We start from the raw sequence: 15,142 nt of genomic DNA on the forward strand, positions 1-15,142 counted from the left end.
AGTGTAGTATTGGGCAAGTTGCACACTTATAGTCAAGGATTGGAGGCTTCAGATGGGTTCTGTCATCAAGAAGCGCCGCAAGCGGATGAGCAAGAAGAAGCACCGCAAAATGCTGCGTAAGACTCGGCACCAGCGCAAGTAGTACGTTCAACTGCACGTTGTAGTTCGCAGCATATGCTTGCGACAGCGCGCAACCCCTCAAGCCGCGTGGGTCGCTGGGATGCACTCAGACGACTCGCCACAGTCTCACGGGGATAAGGCCCGGAACCGATTCGCTCGGTCCCGGGCCTTTTCGCTTTCGCCGGAATTATTTGTTGTGCTGGCGTGGCAGCCGTGGCTGTGTCATCATAGGGGGTATGGCACAGATAACTTTGGGTTCAGAGCCCGTACAAACCGTTGGCACGCTTCCTGAAACCGGCGCTACACTGCCGGCTTTCACCCTCGTCGGCAATGACCTCGCCGAGGTTGATTCGGCATCGTTCGCAGGCAAGAAGATCGTGCTGAACATCTTCCCCTCGCTCGATACCGATGTCTGCTCCGCCTCCGTGCGGCGCTTCAACACGATCGCCGAAGAGCTCGATGACACCGTCATCGTTTGCGTATCGAAGGATCTGCCCTTCGCACAGGGCCGTTTCTGCGGTGCTGAAGGCATCAAGAATGTGGTCGTTGCCTCCGCATTCCGCTCCTCGTTCGGCGAGGATTACGGTGTGACGATGGCTGATGGCGCGCTCAAGGGACTGCTATCCCGAGCTATCGTGGTCGCCGATAGCGATGGCAAGGTCGCCTACACTCAGCAGGTACCTGAGATCCATGACGAACCTGATTACGACGCTGCGCGAGCGGCGGTCGTTTCGCTTGACTGATCGGAGCCGGCCGTAGGCTGCGGCATAGGCAGAGCTTGCGCCGCGAGCACAAGCTTACAAAACGAATACAAGCTAATGCATAAGGCCGGTTGCGCTTTCCCTCATGAGAAGGGCGCAACCGGCCTTTGCGTACCAGCTGTCACAAGCTGCCTGGTATGCGGTGCCCGTCATTTATTGGCGTTGGTCAGCACGCGCGGGCCGTTGGGGTCGCCGACGATGACCTGATCGACCATGCCGAGGAACAGCCCATGCTCGACCACGCCGACCGTGGTGATGAGGTCTTCGGCCAGATCCTGCGGGTGGTCGATGCGCTCGAGATGCAGGTCGACCACGTAGTTGTTCTCGTCGGTGCGCACCGGCTTGCCCTCGGCATCCAGCCGCAGCACGGGCTTGTAGCCCTTGGCTTTGAAACGCTTGACGACCTGCCCAGCGCCGAAGGGGATGACTTCGACGGGAAGCGGGAACTTGCCGATGGTATCCACGACCTTGGATTCGTCGACGATCCACACGATCCGGTTGGAATTCGTTGCCACGATCTTCTCCCACAGTAGCGCCGCGCCGCCGCCCTTGATGCCATTGAAGTTTTTGTCGACCTCATCGGCGCCATCGATGGTGACATCGATATGATCCACCTCGTCGATGTTGACGATGCGGATGCCGTAGCCTTCCGCCTGCTCCTGCGTGCGTCGCGAGGTGGTGACGCCGGTGAATTCGAGGCCTTCCTCCTTGACGCGCCGCCCGAGCTCGTCCACGAGGAATCGCACGGTCGAGCCGGTCCCCAGCCCGGCGACCATGCCGTTGTCGATCAGCTTGGCCGCTTCGACGCCAGCCGCTTTCTTGAGCGCATCCTGCTGTGCCTTGTCCATATTGCTCCTTCGATGGAAACGTTACTCATTATGAAGTCTGTTCCATCCTATCCGCTGGCCTGATAAATGGACACCTCCATGATGGCCGCGACCATATCTACGGGTGCGTGCGCGGTAGGACGCCGTGCGTTTCGGCCTCGGATCCGGCGCAGGGCAACAGCCAGAGGTAGGCTGGTAGCAAGCAGAACCAGACAAAGGAGCTGACATGGCTGATGCAGTGGTGTTGATTACGACCGAATCGGATAAGGTGTCCGAGGCGGCGCAGGCGATCGTCGAGATACCGGGGGTCAAGGACGTCTACTCAGTGGCGGGAGAGGTGGATCTGGTTGCCATCGTTTCGACTGCGGATTTCGATGACCTGACCGGGATTATCCCCGGCGGCATCGCCAAAGTCGACGGCGTCGTCGGCACGCAGACGCTGATGGCTTTCCGCCAGTATTCCAGGCAGGATGAGGCGGCGGCTTTCGATCTCGGCGTGGACTGATTCAGCGGCTTTCGAATTCTCGGCCTGCACTTGTTGAGGCTCAAGGCAACAGTGCGAGCCGTTCCTTGGGGCGGATCCGTAGAGCCGGTCTTTTATACTGGTGAAAAATCCCCGAGAAGTGTGTCATGGAGGAGTGTGTCATGGCCGAGTACGCCGAACCGTTCTACGATGTGAACCTGAGCTATGCCGAGAACTACGAGCGCGGCCCCTTCGGCGCGTTCGGCGCGGCGCTCGCGGGCCATGCGCAGCCTGACGGGCGCGCGCGCAGCCCTGAGCTCGGCGCGGATCTCTTCGGCTTTCCGGTGAATTTGCCTTTCGGCATCCCGGCCGGCCCGCTGCTCAATTCGCGGTTCACCGCCGCTGCTTTCCGCATGGGCTTTGACCTCGCTGTCTACAAGACCGTGCGCAGCCGGGCGTGGGAGTGCAATCCCTTCCCCAACGTGCTTTCGGTGCACCCGCGCACGGATTCGCTGACTCCCGGCGACCCGGAGCTTGACGAGGGCGTGCTCGCGGACGGCCGGTTCGGACGACCGCTGTCGATTTCGAATTCCTTCGGCGTTCCATCGCGCGACCCGGATGAATGGCAGCCGGATATGCGCGACGCGATCGCCGCAGCGGGCTCGGGGCAACTGCTCATCCCCAGTTTCCAAGGATCGCGGCAGGATGGCATGACGACCGGCGAATACATCGCAGACCATGTCGCGGCTGCCAAGCTGGTGCAGGAAACCGGGGCGCAGCTGGTGGAGATGAACACGAGCTGCCCGAATGAAGGACGCAATCGGCTGCTGTGCGACGATCCTCGCCTGGTCGGCGAAATTACCGAATCCGTGAAGAATGAGATCGGCGACATGCCGCTGATCGTCAAGCTCGCATATCTGCCCAGCGAGGAGGCGCTGGAGCGCATGGTGCGCGAAACCGCCGCGCATGGCAGCGTGCAGGGATTTGCGACGATCAATACGGTCTCGGCCAAGCTGGTCGACCGTCATGGTAATCAGGCGCTGCCGGGCGAAGGGCGTGAGCGCAGCGGGGTATGCGGCGCGGCCATTCGCGGCGCCGGACTGAATATGGTCCGCCGACTCGCCGGTATGCGCGAGCGGCTGAAGCTTGATTTTGCGATCATCGGCATCGGCGGGGTAATGAATCCAGCCGACTACCGGGATTACCGCGCGGCCGGCGCGGATGCGGTGATGAGTGCGACGGGAGCCATGTGGGATTGCGAACTCGCGCATCAGATCAAAGCAGGTTTGGGCCAATAGCGCGGCCAGAGAAGGCATCGCGATCGGCATGCATGGCTGCAGGGTCGTTTCGTTGTGATCGGTCGCCGGCTGCGGTTTCCCGCTGCTTGGTGGTGAAGGTCCGGTGCGGGCCGTTTAGGCTGCCGGCGCATTTCACCAAGCCCCCACAAGCCTTGTGGCAAACTGAAAGCTGGCGTTAATCCGCCAGCAACTGGGCGCGGGGAGTGAAAGAGGGCTGAAGAATGGCTGAAGATAGCGAAGATGTGCTGCATGTGGTCGGCGGAAAGCCGCTGAACGGCACCATCAAGGTGCGAGGCGCGAAGAATTTCGTCAGCAAGGCCATGGTGGCCGCTTTGCTCGCGCCAAGCGTGTCCGTGCTCAGGAACGTGCCTGAGATCCGGGACGTGCATGTGGTCTCCGATCTGTTGCGCCTGCATGGCGTGCATGTGGACGTCAATGGCGACAAGGGCATCGTCACCCTCGACGCGACGAATGTGCAGCTGGCCGATGTCGCCGACGTCGATACGCTTTCGGGCTCCTCGCGCATCCCGATCCTGTTCTCCGGTCCGCTGCTGCACCGATTGGGCGAGGCCTTCATTCCGCAGCTGGGCGGCTGCAACATCGGCGGTCGGCCGATCGACTTCCATTTGGAGACGCTGCGCAAACTGGGCGCGAACGTCGACAAGGAGCATCAGGACGGCATCCACATCACCGCGCCGGACGGACTGCATGGCGCGAAAATCCACCTGCCTTATCCCTCCGTGGGCGCAACCGAGCAGACGCTGCTCGCCGCCGTGCTCGCAGAAGGCAAAACCGAATTGTCCGGCGCGGCCATCGAGCCGGAGATCATGGACCTGGTGGCGGTGCTGCAGAAAATGGGCGCCATCATCTCGGTGGACGTGGACCGCACTTTCCGCATCGAAGGGGTTAAGGAGCTCAAAGGCTATACCCACACGTCGCTGACCGACCGCATCGAGGCAGCATCCTGGGCGTCGGCGGCGCTGGCGACGCACGGCGACATTTTCGTCAAAGGTGCCACACAGCCCGAGATGATGACCTTCCTCAACGTGTTCCGCAAAATCGGCGGCGAATTCGACATCACCGACAAGGGCATTCGCTTCTGGCATCCGGGCGGCGACCTGAAGTCGGTCGCCCTCGAAACCGACGTGCACCCCGGGTTCATGACCGATTGGCAGCAGCCGCTCGTCGTGGCGCTTACCCAGGCCAACGGCCTGTCGATCGTGCATGAAACCGTGTACGAGAACCGTTTCGGCTTCACCAAGCCGCTGGTCCAGATGGGCGCGACCATCCAGCTGTACCGCGAGTGCTTGGGGTCGTTGCCCTGCCGCTTCCAACAGCGCAACTACAAGCATTCCGCAGTGATCTTCGGGCCGACCCCGCTCGAAGGCCGCGACATTGACGTGCCCGACCTGCGCGGCGGATTCAGCCACCTTATCGCGGCGCTGACAGCCAAAGGTCCCTCCGACGTGCGCGGTATCAGCCTGATCGATCGCGGCTACGCCGACTTCCGCGGCAAGCTCACCGCGCTCGGTGCCGACATCGACTAGCGATCGCCCGTTGCGGAATGCTGCAGAAAGTACAACAGCGCGTAGGCAGAGAGGATCCGACATGGTGCAGCTCAAACCACAGGTAATGGTGACGCTGTGGAATATCGAACGCCTCGGATCCTTCTCGGCGGTAGCCCGCGAGACGGGGTGGTCGCAGCCCGCCATCAGCAAGCAGATCAGGAAATGCGAAGCGGAGCTGAAAACCACGATGGTTCGGCGCACCCCGCATGGCGCCGAACTGAGGCCGATAGGGCTGATCCTCTCCCGCCACGGGCAGCTGATCGACAACCGGCTTACGTTGGCGCGCAAGGACATCGAGGAATACGCCCGTCATGGCGCATCGCATATTCGGCTAGTGGCGCTGCCTTCGATATGATCCTCGTTTGCGGCCAGGGTTCTGGTGCATATGAGCTGGTCGTCGGATGTGCGGCTGGGCATCATGCAGATGGAACCGCCCGAATCCTCGGATGCGCTTTCGCAGGGCATGGCCGGCTGCGCACTGATATTTCGATGCAGCATCATTTCCGATTTCCCTGCAATCAGCGAGAATCTCAAGACGGATTCCCTCGGACAAGATCCGTTGCTGCTGCTGGTCAGCAGATCTTCCGGCATCGCCAAACGATATGATTCGGCTTGGGAGCCCGTCCCTTTGGTTTCTGCCAAGGATGAGCATTGTATCGCCGGATACGAGATCTGCCGGGCGAATCTGATTTCGCCGGCCAAGGCCGTCGGATTCTCGTCTGGCATCACCCCTCCCACAGACGACTACTGGGGCGACGCAGAATCTAGTGGAGACCGACATGGGGTCTTTCATCGTGCCCCTGTCTCTCCATGTGGACGTGTCTGCGCGATGATCTTATGGCATGACCCATCAAAGACGAGAACGCCTGTCGTGAGGTGTTCTTCGTGCCGCGCAAAGACGACGACCGCCCGACGCTGACCATGGTCAAGGGTGAGACTCGGCGGGCGTCACGAAAGCAGCTCGCATAAAATCGGCTGTGCTGTGCCCGAATAACCTCGTATGGCCACTCGCCGCAAGGCACAGTCCGTTATAACCATCGTTGGGGTGGCTCTAACCGTTCGAAGGGCAGAGCGAAATCGACTTGATTCATGCACAATGCGGCCATGGATGCACTGGCGCCCGCTGCTGCTGACGCGCCGCTGCGAATATTGTCGCCAAGCCCCGCCGCTGGCGCCGCAAGTGGCTTCAACCCGGACTTCATCGATCACGAGACGGTTGGCGACCTCGCCAATCGCGGCAGCGGCAAAGGGCTCCGTCACCCTGCCACCCCGGCTCCATAGACGCGTTCATCGTCGAAATGGACTACGGCTTGGCGTCGTGCATCCAGAAAGCGTTAGCGGATGCGACCGAGGAATGCGCACTCGGACATATCCCCGAGCCGTGGAAGCGCCTGGTGGCGCAGGCTTGCGCGGATTGGCAGCAGCGCCACGCCATTGCGGCTGGGATGTCGTCCGGATTGCATCCGCCCGATTCCCGACGTGCCTGAGGCATACGAGGTTTTCCTGCGGGAAATCGTCAAATCCGGCAACGACATCGTGGCGCCGATCCCGGCTTATATGCCCTTCCTCAGCGCGCCGGCCCTGTACAGGGTGAAGGTCATCGAGAATGGCTGGACTTCACGTCGCTCGGCATCAAGCATCCGACCGAGTATTTCCTCGAACGCGCCGGAGTCGCGCCGACTGACGGCGGCGAATGCGCAGTTGTTCGCCATCGCATGTGTCTGCCGGGCCCAGTGTCTGCGTCACACACGGGCGATACCCTTATCCCATGCAATTGCTTGAGGCGTGGCGGGGCGACCTGGAGAGAACGTATGCGCTGTTCATGAAATTCCCGGCGAACGAGCACGGATTCGAGAATGACGCTGCAGGCATGAGCGGCGAGGAGTTCGTGCGGTACCTGCATGCGCTCGAACGCATGAGCGCAGGAATCGGCATCAAACCTACCTGGGTCCCAGGCACCAAATACATACTTGTCAATGATGACGGCGACTATGTCGGCATCGTTAACCTCCGTCAGCGTTTGAACGACAAGCTGCGCGAAGGCGCCGGCCATATCGGCTACGGTATCGCGCCTGAGTATCGCGGCCGCGGCTATGCGACGCAAGGGCTTCGGCTCGTGCTGGAAAAGGCGAAGGCGCTGGGCATCGACGAGGCCTATCTTGCGGTGCACAAGGACAATTTGGCCTCGCTCGCGGTGCAGCGGCATCTCGGCGCGCGCATCGACCACGAGGATGACGAAGAGTACTACACCCGCATCGCGCTCGGGTGAGTCGGTTATCTGAGCGATTTAGCGAAGGCTGCGCAGGACGCTGATCGGGAGCTGCCTGGTCGCGCAGAACGTTTGGTTTCTTCGATCGTCCCCGTGTCAGAGATATCAGGCTGAGTGACGGATCGGGGATGGAATCCTCTGTCCTGCACGGTTGTGCATGAATTAGGCGGATTTTTCGTCTATTAAGCACATGCGAAAGTAGCCACGGATTTATGAAGTGACGAAAACGTTGAAATTACAGTGTTTCTGGATAACTTGATTTCGGAACGCATGGGGTAAAAACCATGCAAGACCGGGAAAGGTGCTTAATAGATTTCATGAGCAGACGATATCGCCTCATGACAGCTTGCGGGCGAAGGGCATGAGACGCAATGAACGTCAATAGGCAATGAGGCGAGTGCCGGTGAGTCGTGTGGCAATGAACTTGATCACAGCGAGCTGGATGGCAATCTGCGGAGCTTTCCGAATCTATTAAGCAGATTTGTCTCAAGATGAGACTTTACAAGGGGCGCCGAGGGATGAGTTGTTTTGGAAAACGTTGAATTTAAGCCATTCTGAGGTCGCGCCATTTTCCGGCTACTTTCGCAAGTGCTTAATTGGCGAATAAAGTGCTGAATAAATGATGTTGTGAGGCAAACCGGCGTTTTCGGCTTGCCCTATGCTTTTTCGCCTCCCATCAGAGCGGGGTGTGAAGTTCTTTTCGCCCGTGAACGTGAGGATTCGCCTTCGTACGTTGGGTCACCAGTTCGGGCGGCCAAACTGGCGAATGGCCTTGTCGGCCAGGGCGAGAGCGTCGGCGACCATCATCACGAAGTTATGCAGCGATGCCTCACTTGAAAACACTGCTTTGGTCGCGACGAAGACCTTCCACCCGAGACTCTGCAATCTATTTCGTTTGTGAAGGTCATATACCCAGCGGCTTCTGGCGTAATGGTATTCACCGTCGTATTCGATGATCACCTGCTGTTTGAGATATGCCATATCGACTTGGAATTGATTGCTTTCAACGGTGTCGATGATAGTCGGATTCACTTCCGGGACAGGGAGCCCGACTTCAGGAAACTTGAGACGAATATGGGTTTCCTGCGGAGAGTCCGTTCCCTCGACGCTGAGGGGAAGAGCCTCTTTGCAGACTCGCACCCCGCGGAAGGGGCCGCTGCTATAGATGAAATCCGCCAGATCCTCATGGGTGGTCTGTTTCATATCGGGATTGTTGCACGTGAGCCAGTCCATGATTATGACCATTGAGTCGCGATCGCAGAACGCGGCCATCTGGCAGACAGCCTGCTCTACCGAAACCCCGGCGATGCCGTCGCCGAACTGCGTAGTGGTCATAGGGCTCGTCCATAGATGATTCTGTACGCCGCGCAGATGTGAGAGCCGTTGCGCCGAATTGGCTGTGACGTGCAGCAGCGTGCTGTCTAATGTGCTGGGCACGCTGACGCTCATGCCGCACAGCTTCAGAAGGGTGATATGGCTGAAGATGAGCGGTCGCTTGGTGCGCTTGACAACTTGCGCGCAAGCCAGGCGCTGCTCGCCGGCGAGCCGCTGCGCCTCGTCGAGAGTGAAGAATGTGTTCCGGGAGACAATCTGCATGCTGGCATCGTATTGAGGATCGCTCGACTGTGTCATGCGAAACGCGCCTATGTGGTCGAAGGCTTGGGATTTCGACACGCCAAGACCGTCAACGATGTTGGATGCCTTGGAGACCGGAGAATGTCGTGCAGACGTGATGCTCGCAAAGTGGCTGTCGGCGTTGCCAGGGTAGGAGACCTATAGTCGGGTCGCTGAGGCAGGTGGCATCGGCAAGGCGGTTCTTGTGGGTGTTGCGCATTCTTCTCAATTGGGGAATAGGTTGTATGCGTGGCTCTATGGCTTGTTCGTTCGGCGCTTGCGGCACAATAGGGGCATGACCTCCAAAGGAAAACCGTCACCACGTTCGGCCGTGAAGCCGCTGAGCAATGAGCAGGTGCGCAAACTCGATGAGCGCCATCATTTGGTCGATCCGACGCACGAGCCGCCCATCCCGGGGCATGCGCCCAATATGGCTGAGATCGAGGCGCAGCATCCCAAAGGAACCAGGCGTCTGCTTGCCGGGGTCTCGGCCGTGATGCGGCTGCACAGCATGGTGCGTGCCTGGGGTTTGGAGAACATTCCCGAGACCGGCGTGTTCATCACCGCGGCGTCCCATGTGACGATGTACGACGTGTTCGTGCCGATGATGACGTTGTTTCATATGGGCAGGCGGCCGCGGTTCATGGCCAAGGCGGAGCTGGCGCATTGGCCGGTGCTCGGCAAATGGTTCCGGCTGGTCGGCATGCAGCCGGTGCCGCGACGCAGCGGCAAGGCGCGTGTGATCGAAGAGGAATCCATCGGGATCCTCGCTTCCGGCAGGCCTTTGACGATCTGGCCCGAAGGCACGTTGACCCGCGATCCGCTCAAGTGGCCGATGAGCATGAAGGACGGCGTCGGTGTCATCGCGCTCGAGGCCTCGCGTCGGCTGGGGCGTCAGGTGCCGCTGTTCTGCGCTGTCACATGGGGCGCGGCGAGCATCAATCTCTGGCTGCCTTGGCCGCGCAAGAACGTCGTCATGTGCTATGACGCACAGCTGGATTATTCCGACTTGCTCGGCGATATGACCCAGTGGGGCGAGGAGCCGCCGCTTGAGCTGGCCGACGAGCTGGCTCGTCGCGTGCGCGCGCGGATGGAAACCCTGATGGCCGAGATACGCGGTGAGCAGCCTCCCGCTGAGGGATATTGGGACTTCCGCACGATGAGCCGAAAATCGCGCTGAGCCGCTGAGCCGCTGAGCCGTTAAACGCGGAATCCGGCGGACTCCGCGTAGTCGAGGCTGGGCGTTCGCCAAGGTTGCGAAGTCAACGAGTTGATATAGGAAGGCATGAACTCCGTTGGCGTCTTCAGTTCGCGGGCAGGTTAATCAACTGTAAAAACGGCGCCACGCAGTCCCAAAGTCAAGGCGGGCGGTAGCATGGCAAGGCATATATACTGCACATACGGTCCACGGCAAAGGAGCGGGAACTGAGATGAAGATCACGGTATTGGGCGCGGGGGCTTGGGGCACGGCTTTCGGACAGGTGCTGGCGGATGCTGGCAACGAGGTGACCATGTGGGCGCGCGAGCCTGAAATCGTGGAAGGCATACAGCGCCATCATCGCAATGCAGTGCGCCTGCCCAGCGTCGAACGCCTTCCTGAGAGCGTGACAGCGACCGGCGACCGGGTCGAGGCAGTGCGCGGTGCGCGGATTGTCGTCGTGGCGATCGCCGCCCAGTTCGCCCGCGTGGCACTTGAACCGTTCGCAAAGCTGATCCCTGATGATGCGATTGTCGTTTCCCTGATGAAGGGCATCGAACGCACCACCGGAAAGCGCATGGACGAGGTGGTGCGCGAGATGCTTGAATTGCCGGCAGAGCGTTTCGCAGCCATCTCCGGGCCGAATCTGAGCAAGGAGATCGCCGACCGGCAGCCGTCTGCCACGGTTGTGGCATGCGAGGACATCGACGTCGCGCGCATGGTCGCTTCGGCGTGCGCGACCGGGTATTTCAAGGCTTTCGTCACTACTGATGTGATTGGCCTGGAGATGTGCGGATCGCTCAAGAACGTCACCGCGCTTGCCGTAGGCATGGCCAGGGGTGCGGGTTTTGGCGAGAATACGGCTGCCATGATCGAGACACGAGGGCTGGCCGAACTGACCACGCTCGGCGAAGCTGCCGGGGCGAATCCGAAGACCTTCGCAGGACTGGCTGGCGTTGGTGATTTGATTGCCACTTGCGGCTCGCCGTTGAGCCGCAATTATACGTTCGGTGCCAATCTTGGCAAGGGCATGAGCGTGGCCGAGGCGAGTGCCGCCAGCAATGGTGTGGCTGAAGGTGTACCGACCACCGACGCGGTGGTGGCGTTGGGCCGCAGGCTCAAGGTGCGGACTCCGCTGGCCTGCGCGATGAGCCGCGTGCTGGACGAGGGCATATCGTGCGTGCAGATGCTTGCCGAACTGTGCGGCACCGGCGTGAGTGAAGAATAAACTCAGCGACGATCAACCGCAGTAGTCTCGCCGGACTTCGATGCAGAGCGCCTTGGGCGGCAGCGCGGCATATGCATGGATTGAACACGCGGAGCGCGTGCGCTGGTTCGTGGCTGTGAATCGAGCGTGCGGGCCGGGCGCATGAACGCGATGTCGGCAGGGCACCGGCCATGCGGCGCGCAATCCGTGCGTTGCAATCCAGGTGCGGACGGTGGCAGGCATACGGCATAACCGGATAATCGAAACCCCGGGCAGCATGAACGACACTCGGCCGAGTAATCTGGCAGGCAGAGGCGTCGCAATTGCGAACGGGCGGCCGTCGGGCCGTTTTGTGCGGACAAGACGGTGTCACTATTCGTGAATACTCTCGTGAGGATTGATATGGGCAAACAGCGCATCGTGCTGCTCTATGGCGGCAAGTCCGACGAACACTCCATTTCCTGCATCTCCGCGGCCTGCGTGCTGGACGCGTTGGACGAGGAACGCTTCGAGGCGGTGCCGATCGGCATAACGAAATCGGGCGATTGGCTGGTCGGCGGCACAGATCCGCGCGATTTCGACCTCGCTGACGAGCCCTTGCCGGTCGTGCGCGAGGGCAATGGCATGCGCCGTGTGGTGTTGGATCTCGGACGGGGATGCGACGGGTTCTTCGTCGCTGATTCAGTTGTGGCTTCGGCTTCGGGTTCGGGCCCACGCAGCGCACTTCACTCGCTGGGCCATATCGATGCGGTGCTCCCGGTATTGCACGGCCCCCATGGCGAGGACGGCACTGTGCAGGGCCTGCTCGATCTGCTGGGCGTGCCGTATGCCGGCTGCGGCGTATTCGCGTCCAGCGCCTGCATGGACAAGCATTTCACGAAGATACTCCTCAAGGCCGCCGGCATCCCGGTCACACCAAGCATCACTGTCGATACGCGCCGAATCCATCAAGCGGCCGCAATGGGCGAGGCGGCCATCAGGGCAGCATTCGAAACCGCAGCCGGCGAATACCTCGCCCGGGTGCGGTCGGCTGGTTTGCGCTATCCGTTGTTCGTCAAACCGTCGCGCGCCGGATCGAGCTTTGGCGTGAGCAAAGTGGAATGTGAGGGCGATGCCGCCGAGCTGGGTGCGGCGGTGCGCGAGGCGGCCGAACATGATTGGAAAGTGCTGATCGAGCAGGGCATGGACGGGCGCGAAATCGAATGCGCTGTGCTTGCGCCGCATGTCGGCGGGGCGCCGCAGGCCAGTTGGCCGGGCGAGATCGTGCTGGATCGGCGCGGGTCCAGCGGAGGCCAGTTCTACGATTTCGACAGCAAATACTTGGATTCCGGCGCTTCTCATGTGCAGGTGCCTGCCGACCTGCCCGAGGCGACGCTGCGCCGCGTGCAGGAGATCGCCGTCGCCGCGTTCGCAGCAGTCGACGGCGCCGGCTTGTGCCGTGTGGATACCTTCGTGGGCGCCGATGGCGGCGTCGTCGTCAACGAGATCAACACGATCCCCGGATTCACGCCGATCTCGATGTACCCCAAAGCCTGGGAGGCGAGCGGCGTCAGCTACGGCGAGCTCATCACGGCCCTGATAGAACGCGCGCTCGAAGAACGCGCACCGAGTGGCGCCGAGTGACAACGAACCCGATCGATGCGTGGGCGGCAGCCTCTGGCGTTTCGCGCATACGACACCGACGGGCCTGCCAGGGCGCCGATAGGATTGAGCGCGCACAAGGCGGGCCGCACAGCGCGCAGGGCGGATAATGCCGATAGGCGGTAGTGTCGATAGTATGGCGAAAACGCTACGGAAAAACACGGCGAGGGAAAGAACACAGACATGAAGGAAGCTGATCCCGGCGCAAGGCAGACCGGCCCCGAATACTACCCGGTGATCGGGTCGCCTTGGTGGCAGCTGGCGCGCCGGCGTTTCTCGCGCATCGGTTTCGCGCTCGCCACGATGCTGATCGTGTGGATCGCTCTGCAGTATGCGGTTTTCATTGGGCTCCCGGAGTTCGGCATTGAACTGGACAAACTACCGACTTGGGTTTTCCTCCTGGCTTCCAATGGGCCGCTCTATCTAATCGCGATGCCGCTGGCGGTGCTCATGATGCGTGCGGCTCCCGCACTGCGCACGCGGCATTTCCCGCTTGGGGCGAGGAGATTCGTCGAGCTGCTGATCATGTGCGTGCCGATCATGTACCTCGGCAACATCATCGGCATGGTGCTGTCATATGTTCTTTCGCGCGGCACGGCGGTCAGCGAAATATCGCAATTGGCGACGTCCGGCGACCCGCTGACCGTATTCGTCGTCATGGTCGTTATCGGCCCTGCCTTAGAGGAATGGATCTTTCGCAAGCAGCTCATCAGCCGTCTGCGCCGATACGGCGAACGGCTGGCGATCGTCGTATCGGCGCTCGCTTTCGGCCTGCTGCATGGCAACTTGTTCCAGTTCTTCTATGCATTCGGGCTGGGACTGGTGCTTGGGTATGTATACATGCGCACATCGCGGCTGCGCTATTCGATGGCGATGCATATGCTTGTCAATTTCAACGGCGGAATAGTGGCTCCTTGGGTGATGAGGCAAATCGATCCCAAGCTGCTCGATGCGTTGCAAGCGGGAGGTTCCTCGCAGGAGACTCTCGACCGGCTGCAGGGGCTCGGAGCAGCGTCGGTCACAGGGCTTGGCGTAGCCGCGGTCTATGGTTTGGCGATGATGTCGTTGCTGGCGGCGGGCATCGTTTTGCTGATCATCCGGCGTCGGCGCGTCGAGTTCTATGTTGCGCCTGAGGAACTGCCGCGCGGCATGCGCGCCAGAACCGCGTTGTGGAACGTGGGCATGATCGGCTATACCGTGCTGTGCCTGCTGATGATCGCTTATGCGCTGGTGGCAGGGCTTCTCTAGGTAGCGGCATTCCATGGTTTTGGCGAGGCTGCATCAGGGTGTATTCGGGAATATAGCCAAGGTTGCCGATTCGTCAGATGAGCGTCGCGGAATGCTTTTGCCTGGCAGCTTAAGCTGGATCTGAGCCGATCCGCATCACACTCGTGCGGCGGCGCCCTGCTCGATGAATTCGGCGTCCGCCAAGGCCCGCACTGCGGCGTCGCAGACAGTGCCGAGCGGCACTCCGGGGCGGGCGAACAGCAGCACCTTTCCTTCGACGCCGTAGGGCGTGAAACCGGTGAAATTCACCAACGGTGGATTCGCCGGATTGGTGATGTCGGAAGTCGCATGCTGCACCGCTGCGATGATGCGCCGCGAGATGTCAGCGGCGTCGCTTCCGGCTTTCGCGGTGAAGGGGACGATGGCGCAGCTTTCCGCGGCCGGGACGACACGTTCGAGCAGCGAAGTGTTGAGCACGGAATTGGGGACGACGAGCTCATTGCCGCCACGCTCCACGATCACGGTCTGGCGCCAAGTGATGTCTTTGATCGTGCCGGTCACGCCCGAAACGGTGATGATGTCGCCAGGGCCGATGACTTTGCCGACCATCAGCGCGAAGCCTCCCACTACATTGGCGATCGTGTCCTGCATGCCCAGCGACAGTGCCAGGCCTCCAACGCCGAGCGCCGTGAGAATGGTGGTCGGATTGATGCCGAACACGGGCCGCATCACGAACGTAGCCGCGAATAGCCAGATCGTCAGCCGCGCGAGATTGATGAAGATCGAGGCGTTCGGCACCTGTGAGCGCTCCAGCACCTTGCGCAGCAGCCGGCTGGTGATATTGGCCAGCAACGCCGCAATAAGCACCGCGCCTACGAGCAGCATGATCTTGTCGATGTTCGTCTGCAGCCATTCCACAATCGTGTGCATTTGCTCCCTGTCGCCTCCA

Annotated in this window: 16 protein-coding genes; 13 read left to right on the forward strand and 3 right to left on the reverse strand. The window is 60.9% G+C overall.

Features of this window, described 5'->3' with window-relative positions; translation table 11 throughout:
* The first annotated feature begins 52 nt into the window (after positions 1–52).
* A complete protein-coding gene (locus LKG04_RS08055) occupies positions 53–142 on the forward strand; it encodes a 30S ribosomal protein bS22 (RefSeq protein ID WP_003817716.1) in 90 nt (29 codons plus the stop codon).
* A gap of 214 nt (positions 143–356) precedes the next feature.
* On the forward strand, positions 357–863 hold the full coding sequence (tpx, locus tag LKG04_RS08060; protein ID WP_291759764.1) for a thiol peroxidase: 507 nt from the start codon (positions 357–359) through the stop codon (positions 861–863).
* 167 nt (positions 864–1,030) lie between these two features.
* On the opposite strand, the gene rpiA is transcribed toward tpx, so the two are convergent.
* Positions 1,031–1,729 carry a ribose-5-phosphate isomerase RpiA gene (rpiA, locus tag LKG04_RS08065; RefSeq protein ID WP_291759761.1) on the reverse strand — a complete coding sequence of 233 codons (699 nt, stop codon included), beginning with the start codon at positions 1,727–1,729 and terminating at the stop codon, positions 1,031–1,033.
* Positions 1,730–1,934: 205 nt separating this feature from the next.
* Between rpiA and LKG04_RS08070 the strand changes: the two genes are divergently transcribed.
* From LKG04_RS08070 to LKG04_RS08100, 7 genes are all read left to right on the forward strand, one after another.
* Positions 1,935–2,213, forward strand: a complete 279-nt coding sequence (locus LKG04_RS08070; protein WP_291759758.1) for an Lrp/AsnC ligand binding domain-containing protein — start codon at positions 1,935–1,937, stop codon at positions 2,211–2,213.
* A gap of 140 nt (positions 2,214–2,353) precedes the next feature.
* Positions 2,354–3,469 (forward strand): diguanylate cyclase, encoded by a 1,116-nt coding sequence (locus tag LKG04_RS08075; protein ID WP_291759756.1) that lies wholly within the window; start codon positions 2,354–2,356, stop codon positions 3,467–3,469.
* Between the two features lie 221 nt (positions 3,470–3,690).
* On the forward strand, positions 3,691–5,016 hold the full coding sequence (gene murA / locus LKG04_RS08080) for a UDP-N-acetylglucosamine 1-carboxyvinyltransferase (RefSeq protein ID WP_291759753.1): 1,326 nt from the start codon (positions 3,691–3,693) through the stop codon (positions 5,014–5,016).
* Positions 5,017–5,077: 61 nt separating this feature from the next.
* Positions 5,078–5,392 carry a helix-turn-helix domain-containing protein gene (locus tag LKG04_RS08085; protein WP_291759750.1) on the forward strand — a complete coding sequence of 105 codons (315 nt, stop codon included), beginning with the start codon at positions 5,078–5,080 and terminating at the stop codon, positions 5,390–5,392.
* A 30-nt stretch (positions 5,393–5,422) separates the two neighbouring features.
* On the forward strand, positions 5,423–5,956 hold the full coding sequence (locus tag LKG04_RS08090) for a hypothetical protein (protein WP_291759747.1): 534 nt from the start codon (positions 5,423–5,425) through the stop codon (positions 5,954–5,956).
* Between the two features lie 185 nt (positions 5,957–6,141).
* Positions 6,142–6,318, forward strand: a complete 177-nt coding sequence (locus LKG04_RS08095) for a hypothetical protein (protein WP_291759744.1) — start codon at positions 6,142–6,144, stop codon at positions 6,316–6,318.
* Between the two features lie 487 nt (positions 6,319–6,805).
* Entirely contained in the window at positions 6,806–7,306 is a 501-nt protein-coding gene (locus tag LKG04_RS08100; RefSeq protein WP_291759739.1) for a GNAT family N-acetyltransferase, read from the forward strand.
* Positions 7,307–8,044: 738 nt separating this feature from the next.
* On the opposite strand, the gene LKG04_RS08105 is transcribed toward LKG04_RS08100, so the two are convergent.
* Positions 8,045–8,902, reverse strand: coding sequence for a DUF559 domain-containing protein (locus tag LKG04_RS08105; protein ID WP_291759736.1), 858 nt, complete (start codon positions 8,900–8,902; stop codon positions 8,045–8,047).
* Between the two features lie 313 nt (positions 8,903–9,215).
* On the opposite strand from LKG04_RS08105, the gene LKG04_RS08110 reads away from it, so the two are divergent.
* The 4 genes from LKG04_RS08110 (at position 9,216) to LKG04_RS08125 (ending at position 14,214) form a co-directional block, all read left to right on the forward strand.
* A complete protein-coding gene (locus LKG04_RS08110; protein WP_291759735.1) occupies positions 9,216–10,100 on the forward strand; it encodes a lysophospholipid acyltransferase family protein in 885 nt (294 codons plus the stop codon).
* Between the two features lie 250 nt (positions 10,101–10,350).
* Positions 10,351–11,346, forward strand: a complete 996-nt coding sequence (locus LKG04_RS08115; RefSeq protein WP_291759733.1) for an NAD(P)H-dependent glycerol-3-phosphate dehydrogenase — start codon at positions 10,351–10,353, stop codon at positions 11,344–11,346.
* 381 nt (positions 11,347–11,727) lie between these two features.
* The gene (locus LKG04_RS08120) at positions 11,728–12,948 is read left to right on the forward strand and encodes a D-alanine--D-alanine ligase family protein (RefSeq protein WP_291759731.1); all 1,221 of its coding nucleotides are present in this window, start codon (positions 11,728–11,730) and stop codon (positions 12,946–12,948) included.
* Between the two features lie 201 nt (positions 12,949–13,149).
* A complete protein-coding gene (locus tag LKG04_RS08125) occupies positions 13,150–14,214 on the forward strand; it encodes a CPBP family intramembrane glutamic endopeptidase (RefSeq protein WP_291759729.1) in 1,065 nt (354 codons plus the stop codon).
* Between the two features lie 135 nt (positions 14,215–14,349).
* Here LKG04_RS08125 and LKG04_RS08130 read toward each other — a convergent pair whose 3' ends face one another.
* Positions 14,350–15,123, reverse strand: coding sequence for a mechanosensitive ion channel family protein (locus LKG04_RS08130; RefSeq protein WP_291759726.1), 774 nt, complete (start codon positions 15,121–15,123; stop codon positions 14,350–14,352).
* Between the last annotated feature and the right edge of the window lie 19 nt (positions 15,124–15,142).

This window comes from Bifidobacterium sp., from assembly GCF_022640935.1.
Taxonomy (GTDB): Bacteria; Actinomycetota; Actinomycetes; order Actinomycetales; family Bifidobacteriaceae; genus Bifidobacterium.